The sequence below is a fragment of the Thermodesulfobacteriota bacterium genome (assembly GCA_040756475.1).
Lineage (GTDB): Bacteria > Desulfobacterota > Deferrisomatia > Deferrisomatales > JACRMM01 > JBFLZB01.
Map to the genome: position 1 here is coordinate 1 of JBFLZB010000218.1, position 7340 is coordinate 7340.

Genomic DNA, 7340 nt, shown 5'->3' on the forward strand with positions numbered 1-7340 from the left:
CCGAGGCGCTGGAGCTCTCGCTCCAGCTCGAACTGGACGAAGGGCTCGGGGAGCGCCGGGCCGAGGAAGGAGCAGTGGTGGAGGACGTCAAACGCCACGGCCGCCCTCCGGGACGATCATCAGGAGGCCGAGCGGCACGAGCTCGGGCTCGGCCAGGTCGAGCCGGGCCGCGAGGTCGGCCGCGCGCTGGCGGTAGAGGCGCAGCACCCCGTCGGCCTCGCTGCGGTGGGCCGGGTGCTGGCTGCCGTCGGCGGAGAACCCTGCCAGCCTCTCCTCCGGCTCGGTGGCGGACGCCCAGGGGCGTTTGGCCGTGGTCGCGCCAGCCGGCGCCGCGGCGAAGAGGTCCACCTGGACCTTGGGCTGGGCGCCGGTGCCCGTGATCTCCTCGGCGCGCTTCCGGAGCCACTCCTCCTGGCGGGCCAGCTCGGCCTGGAAGGCCTTCCGGCGCTCGGCCCGGAAGGCGTCTGCCAGGGGGGCAAAGCCCCGGCCCGCGAGCGCGCGGGCCAAGGATTCGGGATTCAGGATTCGGGATTCAGGAGAAGCAGTATTCGGGAATCGGGAGTCGGGATTCGGAAGAGCAGGATCCAGGAGACGTGCGTCTGGATTCAGGGAGACCGAGTGCCCGTCGTCCCCTGGCTCCCGACTCCTGACTCCCGACTCCGCAGAGCTCTCATCAGCCCGTGGAGCATTCGTCCGATTTCCCGCGTCCGCGCCAACAGGGGCTGTAGCGCCTCCGGTTCCAGGTACTCCAACCGTTCCGCGATCATCAGGTGAGTATCCAACTCCATCAGTGATCCGTGTGCTATGGAAAGATGGTTGCAGTACGCCCCCGTCGCCGACCTGCCATGCCCCTCCGCGATGTTTGCCGGAATCGACACTGCTGCCCGCTGCATCTGTGAGACCAGCCCAAACTGCTCGACTTTCGGAAGTCCCTTCGCGACACGATAGACCTCGACCACCAGGTCCATCGATTTCTGCCACACCTGAAGATCTTGGTGCGTCTGGACCGTTGCCATCCGGATCCTCCTTAAACCCCTGACTCCCGACTCCTGACTCCTGATTCCTGCCCTCGGCCCAGGACGCGAAGTGCTTCTCCCACAGGCCGCCGGTGCGGACGGCCCGGTCGGGCCGGGCCAGGGGGCGCCACTCGCCCGGGGTTGCGAGGAACCGGGGTTTCCCGGCGCCCGGCCCGGGTACGGCCACCGCGAGCACCCGCTCGAACTCCCGGCCCGCCCGGCTCGACACCCGCCCCAGGAAGGTAAAGAGGAGCGTGGGCGCATCGACCGGCCCCGAGACGGCGCTCACCCGGGGGTCCTCGCCCATGCCGCCGAGGCCTCCAGCGGATGCTCCGAAGCTCACGTGGCGCACCCGGTCCAGGGCTCGGCGGACCAGGGGGTGGGCGCGGCCGAGGAATCCGAGAGGGCGACCCTGGGGGTCGGCGGTGAGCTCGAGCCGGGTGGTGAGCCGCACGCATCGGGCGTCGGGGTCGTGTCCGGGCAGGTTCTCCAGCCCGTGATCCCAGGTGCTCGGGAGCCCCACGGCGAAACACGGGTCGGCCGGGTCGCCGTCCAGGCGGCCTCCGTCGAAGAGGACCGCGTTTGCCACGAAGCGGGGCAGGTCCACCGGGTTTTCGGCCTCGCCTTCGGCCCGCGCCAAGCCCGCCTCGGCCAGGAGCTTCTCCTCGGCATTGAGCCCCGCGTCGCCGAGCCAGGCGTGGGTGCGGCAGGCGCTCTCGAAGCCCTTGAGGGAGCGGTCGATCTCCTCCAGGAGCTCGCGGGTGGCCTCGTCGGCCCCTTCGCCCTCGGCCGCGGCCTCCAGATCCAGCTCGGCTCGGCTCGGCTCGGTGCGAAAGAGCATCCCCTCCTCCTCGATCAGCCCCTTCAGGAGCTTCTCGTTGGCCGCGCCGCTCGCGGTGGCGAGGCCCAGCGTGTTGGGCACGAAGGTGAGGCGGGCCCGCTGGCGCTCGTACTTGGCGATGAGGCGCAGGAGGATCCGCTCCTCGAAGGTGCCCCGGAGAAAGAGGTAGCCGACCTGGGGGTCGCGGGTCTGGCCGTAGCGGTCGATGCGGCCGTTTCGCTGCTCGAGCCGGTTGGGGTTGAAGGGGAGCTCCAGGTGGAGCAGATGGTGGCAGCGGTCCTGGAGGTTCAGGCCCTCGGCCGAGGCGTCGGTGGAGACGAGGACCAGGCCGTGGCGGGTGCGGAAGGTCTCCGTGACCCGGGTGCGGGTGGCTTCGTCATCGTCCCCGCACAGGGTGAGGACCGTGAGGCCCCGGGCCCTTAAGACCTCGGCCGCGGCGGCCTGGCTGGTGGTGTACTCGGTGTAGACGAGCACGTTGGCCCCGGGCTCCTGCGCCCGGATGGCCTCGATCTCGGCGGCGAGTTGGGCGAGCTTGGGGTCGTGGGGCCTCGCCTCCTGGGCCAGCGCCACGAGGTTGTCCAGGGCCTCCACCACGCTCGCCGACCGGGAGAGGGTGCGCGAGCCGGACCGGACCTCCCGCTGGAGGGTCGCGAGCTGCTGGGCCAGGTCCTCGGTCTCCAGGCCGTGGCGCTCCTCTTCCTCCTCGGCGCTCGCGACCCCGAAGCGCTCGATCTTTCGCTGGTAGTCCCGAAGGGTGCCGAGGCGCTGCCGGCGGCTCTCCTGGCCCTCGGCCTCCTGGGCGACGAGGCCCTGGAACCGCGAGGCCACGGCCTGGAGGGTGGAGGCGCAGGCGGCCACGGTGGAGACGCTGCGCTTGAGGAGCGAGATGAAGGAGAGGACGTCGGCGTAGCGCCGCGCCCGAAACGCCCGGCGGAGCTCCGGGGCTACGAGGTCGAGGAGCGAGCGCTGGAGCTCCACGAAGGGGCCGTGGGCGGCAGGGTTCGCGTCCACGGGGACGGGGCGCACCAGGCGCTCCCGGAAGAGGGGCGCGCCGGTCGCCGGATCCTTGACGTGTTTCTTGAGCCTCCGGACCACGTGGTGGCGGTACGCCTCGCCCCGCAGCGCCCCGTGGCCGTCGACGAGCGACGGGTCGAGGAGCTCGCAGAGCGAGGCGAAGGAGCGGTCGTTGCCGTCGTGGGGCGTGGCCGTGAGCATGAGGAAAGCGTCACAGCGCCGGGCCAGCACCTGGGCCAGGCGCCGACGCTGGGAGTCCTCCCGCTCGGTGGCGGCGCCCAGATCCATGCAGTGATGGGCTTCGTCCAGGATCACCACGTCGTAGGCAGTCTGCTCCAGGCGCTCCAGCACCCGCTCCTGTTTCAGGAAGTCGATGGAGGCGAGCGCCAGGGGCACGTGGTCGAAGGGGTTGGCGCCGAGCTCGGTCGACCGGCGGATCTCTTCGAGCCGTGCCCGATCGACCGTGTCGAACCGCAGGCCGAAGCGGCCGAGCATCTCGGTCTTCCACTGCTGCAGGAGCGGCCCCGCGGGCGAGACGATGAGAACCCGGTGGGCGATCCGCCGGGCCATGAGCTCGGTGAGCACCAGTCCGGCCTGGATGGTTTTGCCGAGCCCCACCCCGTCGGCGAGGAGCAACCGCACCCGGCTCATGCGGATGGCCCGGAGCACGGGCACGAGCTGGTAGGGCTCGATCTTGAGCCGCCCGGGCTGGACCGCCAGGAGGGCGTAGGGGCCGAGGGCCTGCTCCAGGAGGAAGGCCTCGTGGTAGACGAGCCAGTTGGGGAGCGGCCCGGCCCGCTCGGGCTGGAAGCCCTGGACCACGGGGACGATGGGCTCGAAGGGGTGGAGGAGATCGAGCTCGCGGCCCCGGAGCGCGCCGTCGAGGCCCCGGAGGCGGTAGAGGGTCTGCCCGCCGAGCTGCTGGGAGAGGACGACCTCCCAGCGAAGGCTCCGGGCGCGGACCTCGGTGCCGGGGAGGAGGGAGAGCACGCGCCTACCTCGCCCTTGAAGGGACAAAGGCCACCTGCCCCGCTCCGTGCGAGACACGTGGCCCTTTGGCGGGTGCGACCCCGTATGGCTCCGAGCTCCGGTCCACCTTCCCCTCCCGTCTCGCAGCACCGATGGGGCGATTAGACCGTAATTCCGGGACGACTTCAACCAGGGGCGTGGCGGCGGCCAACTCGACGTTCTCGACTGTACCCGTGACGATCGGACACAGGCCCCGGGGTTGCCGTGTCTGCGTTGGAGGACGGCGCTTCGAGATTGGCCCAACTCGCGCGAGAGGCTATCTATACCGAGGCCCGTGAAAACAGGGCATCTCTGCTGGCGGGGAAGCGGGTTCGAATCGGTATCGGTATCGGGATCGGTATCGAAGGCGTCCTCGATTTGGATTCCGATACCGATAGCGATAGCGATTTCGATTTGGAGGGGGATGTTCCGGTAATCCCTCAGAGCTCTCCGGGGAGGTGGGAAACCTCCTGGAACTGGCGCACCAGGGTCCAGGTTTCCACGCGCAGGCGCAGCAGGGCGCAGGCGGGGTCGTCCAGGAAGGCCGTCAGGTGGGGGTGGCGGGCCAGGTAGGCGCGCCGGAAGGACTCCCGTTCGGCTTCGGGCACCTCTTCGGTCTGGCCCGTGGCGGTGGCCGCCGCGGCGGCGCCCAGGGTGCCGCGTCCCTCGTTTCGGTCGTCGACGAGGATCGCAGCCCGCGGGTCGGCGGCCAGGTTGCGGAACTTGAGGGTGGCCCGGGGAGTGGCGAACAGGAGGAACCGCCCGTCTCGGCTCGGGGCGAAGGCCACCAGGCTTGCGTAGGGCTGGCCCCCGCCCTGGGTGGAGAGGACTCCGAGGCGCTGGTGCTCCAGGAGCCGGCGGACGGCCCCCCTGTCTGCCTCGCCTGCCGTCACGACTCGGCTCCCCGCTGGGGGCCCGGCGCCAGGATGTCGCGCAGGGATTCCTCCAGGGTCGGGTGGCGAAAGGTGAAGCCGGCTTCCAGAAGGCGCACGGGCCGCGCCCGCTGGCTGGCGAGGATCACCCCGGCGCACTCGCCCAGCAGCGCCCGCAAGGCGAAAGCGGGCGCCGGGAGGAGGGAAGGGCGGTGCAGCACCCGGCCCAGGGCCCGGGCCACGTCGGCCTGCCGGGCCGGCTCGGGGGCGCACACGTTGTAGGGCCCGCGGGTGGAAGCCTGCTCCAGCAGCAAGAGGAGCGCCCGCACGGCGTCGTCCCGGTGGACCCAGGCCGTCCACTGGCGTCCCGTGCCCAGCGGGCCCCCGGCGAAGCGGCGGGTCGCGCGGACCATGGGTTCCAGGGCGCCGCCGCCGGGGCCCAGGACGATCCCCAGCCGGGCCAGGGCGACCCGGGCCCCCCGCCTTTCTCCGCGCAGGGCTTCCTCTTCCCACTCGCGGGCCACCCGGGCCAGGAAGTCGTCGCCGGGGGGCGAGGTCTCGTCGAGCTCCGCCTCTCCGGCGTCGCCGTAGATGCCGATCCCGGAGGCGCTCACGAGGGCGAAGGGCCTGTCCTTGGGAAGACATGCGACCAGGTTTCGGGTGGTGGCGAGCCGGCTTTCCCGGATCAGGACCTTGGCTCGGGCATCCCAGCGCTGAAAGACCGGCGCTCCCGCCAGGTTCACCGCTCCGTCGCACCCCTCCAGGGGGTCCCACCAGGGGCCCCGGCGCATGGGGTCGCCTTCCACCACCTCCACTGCCTCGGGCAGGGGAGGGCCGCCCTCCCCCGGCCGGCGCAGGAGAACCACGCCGTGCCCCTTGGCCCGCAGGGCCGGAAGGAGCGCCGCCCCCACGAAGCCGGTGCCGCCGGTCACGAAGATGCGCATGGCCACCTCGCCGAGAGGCCGGGTTTCCGGAAGGCGCCAAGGTAGCCGGGGACCCGGTGGACGTCAACGGGCCGGGGGCGCAACGACACAAAGGACGGCAAGGACGACCGAGACAGCCCGAATCCGGGGCGGCGGGCGCGCGGGGAGCGCCCGCAGATTCCGGATGACCAATTGACGACCCCGGCTCCGGCCTGGTAAAACCTCGAAGCTTTCCAATCCCCGTCGCCGAAGCGGTGGTTTCCTTCCTGTCCCCTGCCGCGAGACCCGTTCTGGAGGACTGCGTTGCGCTTGACGTCCCTGGTCTTCGTCAAACAGGTCCCCGACACCAAGAACATCTCGGGCGAGGCCATGAAGCCCGACGGCACCGTGAATCGGGGGGCCCTGCCCGCGATCTTCAACCCCGAGGACTTGAATGCCCTGGAGCTCGCCCTGGAGCTCAAGGAGCGGTTCGGCGGCCGGGTGGCCGTGTGCACCATGGGCCCCCCCGGCGCGGTCAACGTGCTGCGGCACGCCCTCTACATGGGCGCGGACGAGGCGATCCTCCTCACCGACCGCAAGTTCGCCGCCGCCGACACCCTGGCCACGAGCTACGCGCTGGCGTGCGCCGCGCGCAGGTTCGGGCCCTTCGACCTGGCCCTGTGCGGGCGCCAGGCCATCGACGGCGACACGGCCCAGGTGGGGCCCCAGCTCGCCGAGAAGCTCGGCCTGCCCCAGGTCACCTACGTGGAGCAGGTGCTCTCGGTGGAGGACGGGCGCGCCCGGGTGCGAAACGTGATCGACGGGGGCTACGAGGTGGCCGAGGTGCCCCTGCCCGCCCTCTTCACCGTGCTCTCCTCTGCCAACACCCCCCGGCCGGCGGGGGCCAAGCGGCTCATGCGCTACAAGAAGGCCGTGACCCGCTCGGAGCTCCTCTCCCGGCACGCGGGCCGGACCTACGAGAGCGCCGAGGCGCTGGCCGCCGAGGAAGAGCGCTTGAAGGCCCGGGGGCTCTGGATTCACGAGTGGTCGGCCTCCGACGTGGGGGCGGACGAGAGCCGGGTGGGGGGCGCGGGCTCCCCGACCAAGGTGAAGAAGGTGGAGAGCGTGGTCCTGACGGGGCGCGACTACGTGGAGATTCCCGCCACCGAGGAGGGCATCCGGGGGCTCGTGCAGCAGCTCGTCGCAGACCACGTCTTCGTGTAGCGAGTTTCCCGAGGCAACCTATCCGGCCGAGGCCGTGGAGCGGGCAGGAGCACATGAGCGAGAAGCGCGGAAACGTCTGGGTGTTCATCGAGCAGCACGGCGGCAAGATCGCCGACGTGAGCCTGGAGCTCGTGTGCAAGGGCCGCGAGCTCGCCCGGGAGCTCGGGGTCCGGACCGAGGCGGTCCTCCTGGGGGCCTCGGGGGCGTCGCTGGCGCCGATCCTCCACGCCTACGGGTGCGACAACGTGTTCCTGGCGGAGGACCCGCGGCTGGAGCCCTTTACGGCGCTCCCCTATGCCCGGGTAATCGCCGGCCTCGCCCGGGAGAAACAGCCCGACATCTTCCTCTTCGGGGCCACCGTGGCGGGCCGCTCCCTGGCGCCGCGGGTCGCCTCGACGCTCACGGCGGGGCTCACGGCGGACTGCACCGACCTCCAGATCGACGACTTCGAGGACCGGATCGC

5 protein-coding genes and 1 pseudogene are annotated in these 7340 nt (G+C 71.4%); 2 read left to right on the top strand and 4 right to left on the bottom strand.

The genetic code is table 11. The features are described 5' to 3' along the window. Positions 1–605: 605 nt before the first annotated feature. From AB1578_20660 to AB1578_20675, 4 genes and pseudogenes are all read right to left on the bottom strand, one after another. Positions 606–1280 carry a four helix bundle protein gene (locus AB1578_20660; GenBank protein MEW6490308.1) on the bottom strand — a complete coding sequence of 225 codons (675 nt, stop codon included), beginning with the start codon at positions 1278–1280 and terminating at the stop codon, positions 606–608. An 829-nt stretch (positions 1281–2109) separates the two neighbouring features. After that, positions 2110–3522: pseudogene (locus AB1578_20665) on the bottom strand (DEAD/DEAH box helicase family protein). Positions 3523–4319: 797 nt separating this feature from the next. Next, positions 4320–4772 (bottom strand): pyridoxamine 5'-phosphate oxidase family protein, encoded by a 453-nt coding sequence (locus tag AB1578_20670; protein ID MEW6490309.1) that lies wholly within the window; start codon positions 4770–4772, stop codon positions 4320–4322. Continuing rightward, entirely contained in the window at positions 4769–5695 is a 927-nt protein-coding gene (locus tag AB1578_20675) for a TIGR01777 family oxidoreductase (GenBank protein MEW6490310.1), read from the bottom strand. The genes AB1578_20670 and AB1578_20675 overlap by 4 nt, the downstream gene beginning before the upstream one ends. A gap of 282 nt (positions 5696–5977) precedes the next feature. On the opposite strand from AB1578_20675, the gene AB1578_20680 reads away from it, so the two are divergent. Together AB1578_20680 and AB1578_20685 are read left to right on the top strand one after the other, a co-directional pair. Next, on the top strand, positions 5978–6877 hold the full coding sequence (locus tag AB1578_20680) for an electron transfer flavoprotein subunit beta/FixA family protein (protein ID MEW6490311.1): 900 nt from the start codon (positions 5978–5980) through the stop codon (positions 6875–6877). A gap of 53 nt (positions 6878–6930) precedes the next feature. After that, positions 6931–7340 (top strand): electron transfer flavoprotein subunit alpha (locus tag AB1578_20685; GenBank protein ID MEW6490312.1); only part of this gene is annotated, 410 nt, incomplete at its 3' end.

Excerpts from the sequence above, each read along its gene's own strand:
- AB1578_20660 (MEW6490308.1), bottom strand. The coding sequence starts at position 1,280 with ATGCGCCCACGCTCCTCTTTACCTTCCTGGGGCGGGTGTCGAGCCGGG.
- AB1578_20675 (MEW6490310.1), bottom strand. The coding sequence starts at position 5,695 with ATGCGCATCTTCGTGACCGGCGGCACCGGCTTCGTGGGGGCGGCGCTC.